The 2,897-nt window shown below is 73.5% G+C and carries 2 protein-coding genes; both read left to right on the plus strand.

Annotation, left to right across the window (positions count from 1 at the left end; all coding sequences use genetic code 11):
• A partial coding sequence (locus IJH84_RS14775; RefSeq protein ID WP_295145421.1) for a cobyrinate a,c-diamide synthase occupies positions 1 to 1,165 on the plus strand: 1,165 nt, incomplete at its 5' end.
• A 143-nt stretch (positions 1,166 to 1,308) separates the two neighbouring features.
• Positions 1,309 to 2,823 carry an SAM-dependent methyltransferase gene (locus tag IJH84_RS14780; protein WP_295145424.1) on the plus strand — a complete coding sequence of 505 codons (1,515 nt, stop codon included), beginning with the start codon at positions 1,309 to 1,311 and terminating at the stop codon, positions 2,821 to 2,823.
• Positions 2,824 to 2,897: the final 74 nt, after the last annotated feature.

Consider the following 2,897-nt stretch of genomic DNA (forward strand, 5'->3'; position numbering starts at 1 on the left):
CATCGCGGTGGCCGAAGGCGTGATGGGGCTTTTCGACGGCAAGCTCGACGCGGGCGCGGACGGGCCCGCGTTCGGTTCCACCGCGCAGGTCGCGGACCTGCTGCGGGCTCCGGTCGTGCTGGTCGTGGATGCCCGCGGGCAGAGCCAGAGCCTCGCCGCGCTGCTGCACGGGTTCCGCAGCTTCCAGCCGGGAGTGCGGCTGGCCGGGGTGATCCTCAACCAGGTGGGCTCGGACCGGCACGAACAGGTGCTGCGGGACGCGGCGGAATCGGTGGGGCTGCCGGTGCTGGGCGTGCTGGGGCGCACGGACGGGCTGAGCGTGCCGTCGCGGCACCTGGGCCTGATCACGGCCGCGGAGCACGGCGGCGCGGCCTCCGAGGCCGTGGACGCGATGACCGACGCCGTGGAAGCAGGCGTGGATCTGGACGCGGTGATCCGGCTGGCCCGCGAAGCGCCGGAGCTGCCGGACGAGCCGTGGCGGCCCGCGGACGAGGTCGCCGCGTCGGCGGATCGGCCAGGCGCGGATCTGGCGTCCCGGCCGGTGATCGCGGTCGCCGGCGGTCCGGCGTTCACCTTCGCCTACACCGAGCACGTCGAGCTGCTGACCGCGGCGGGCGCCGAGGTCGCGGTGCTCGACCCGCTGCGCGACGAGCGGCTGCCGGAGGGAACTCGCGGACTGGTGCTCCCGGGTGGATTTCCGGAGCAGCACGCGGCCGAGCTGTCCGCGAACTCCGCGCTGCGCGCGGAGATCACCCGCTTCGCCGAGTCCGGGGCGCCGATCCACGCCGAGTGCGGCGGGCTGCTCTACCTCGCCGAGGAGCTGGACGGTCATCCGCTGTGCGGGGTGCTGCCCGCGCGGGCGGAGATGTCGCCGACGCTGACGCTGGGCTACCGCGAGGCGGTCGCGGCCACGGACTCGCCGTTGTGCCAGCGCGGTTTCCGGCTCAACGGGCACGAATTCCACCGCACCAGGCTGCAGCCGGGCAGCGGTCCCGATCCTGCCTGGTACTGGCGTGCGGGCACGGCGGTGTCCGAGGGTTTCGTGCGCGGCGGGCTGCACGCCTCCTACTTGCACACTCACCCGGCCGGGGCGCTGGAGCTGGTGTCGCGCTTCGTGACCTCCTGTTCGCAGCGGGTCACCGGGGATGCAGACACGGCAGTGTGAACGCCGGTCGACCACCAGGTACGGTTTCTGCGGCTGCGCGGCTGCGCTGGGTGACCCCGGGCGGGCCGCGCATTGTCCTCAGTGGACTGTTCGGGCCCGGTTCCGCGGCCGCGCACCGGCGAGGCGACAAGAGGAGAGCAACAGTGAGTGGGCGGATCTCGTTCATCGGAGCCGGACCCGGCGCGGCCGACTTGATCACGGTCCGCGCGGCGCGGCGCATCGCCGAGGCCGATGTCGTGGTGTGGTCCGCCAGCGTGCTCGCGCCCGAGTGCGTGCGCGAACACGCCGCAGCCGGCGTCGAGCTGATCGACTCCTCGCAGCTCAACCACGAGCAGGCCGTGGAGGTCTACCGGCGCGCCGAGCGGGACAAGCTCCGCGTGGTCCGGTTGCACGCGGGTGATCCGGCGCTGTGGGGCGCGGTGCAGCAGCAGTACGACGCGTGCACCCGGATGGACCTGGAAGTCGAGATCGTGCCCGGCGTCGCCGGGTTCACCGCGGCCGCGGCCGCCGTCGGCCGCGAGCTGACCGCGCCGGAGAGCGCGCAGTCGGTGGTGCTGACCCGGCTCGGCGGCACGACACCGGAATCCGAGCAGGTGCGCGAGTTCGCCCGGCACGGCACGACGATGGCGGTGACGCTGCCCGCCTCCCGCGCCGGGCACTTCGTGGAGGAGCTGCGCGCCGGGGGCTACTCCGACGACGTGCCGGTGCTGGTGGCCTACAAGGTCAGCCTGCCCGACGAGCTGCTGGTGCGGACCACCATCGGTGAGCTGGAGCAGGCGGTGAAGTCCCGCAAGCTGTGGCGCAACGCGCTGTTCCTGGTCGGCAAAGCGCTCGATTCGGGCAAGCGGGCGGACTCCGGCTACCGGCGCGGCGACCCTTCGGCCAGGCGGCGTTCCTACCGCCCGTCGGGTTCGCGGCGCCGCGGTGCGCGGCCGGAAGCGGATCCGGAGGACCTGCCGCAGCAGCGTGCGGTCGGCGATGCCTCCGACGCCCCGGTGCGCGATTCCGCCGAGCAGGGCCGTGCGGGCGCGGTGCCGAACATCGCTTGGTGGGCGGTGCGTGAATGGCAGGAGGCGGCGCGCGGTTCGGCCCGGGTGGCTTCCCGCTCCCGGCGCGCCGAGGACCCGGGGCAGTCGGATCTGTTCGGTTCGCAGCGCAACACCGATGCGGCCGAGGAACCCGAACCGGCCGACGAGCCCGCGCGGCCCGCGCTCTCCTTGGTGCGCTCGGAAGCGGAACTTCCCGCCGCTGCGGAGGAATCCGGTGTCGAGGACCAGGACGCGGCGTCCTCCGCGGAGCAGGTTTCGGAGACGCAGGAACAGCAAGCCCGCGAGTCCGCGGAACCCGAGACGGTCGATGCCTCGGAGGTGACCACCGGGTCGGAGGCCGGCTCCGGAGCCACCGGCGAGCCCGAGGTTTCCGACGACACCCAGGTTTCCAGTGGTGCCGAAACCTCGAGCGGAACCGAGGACTCCAGCGAGCTGGACACGCCCGCCGGGGCCTCCAGCACGGCCAACGGCACGCGCACGACCGCGAAAACCCGCTCGCGCAGCACCAAGTCCACGAAGTCGCAGTCCAAGACGCCCGCGAAGTCCTCCGGCCGATCCCGTTCCGCCGGGACCAAGTCGGCCAAGCGCAAGAACGACTCCGCCGACTGACTCCACTGTGGACCGGGACGCCGCGGCTGCGCGGCGCCCCGGCCCGTGCGACAGGTGGGCACGCGGCCTCCGCG

The organism is Saccharopolyspora sp. (assembly GCF_017434145.1).
Classification (GTDB): domain Bacteria; phylum Actinomycetota; class Actinomycetes; order Mycobacteriales; family Pseudonocardiaceae; genus Saccharopolyspora_C; species Saccharopolyspora_C galaxeae.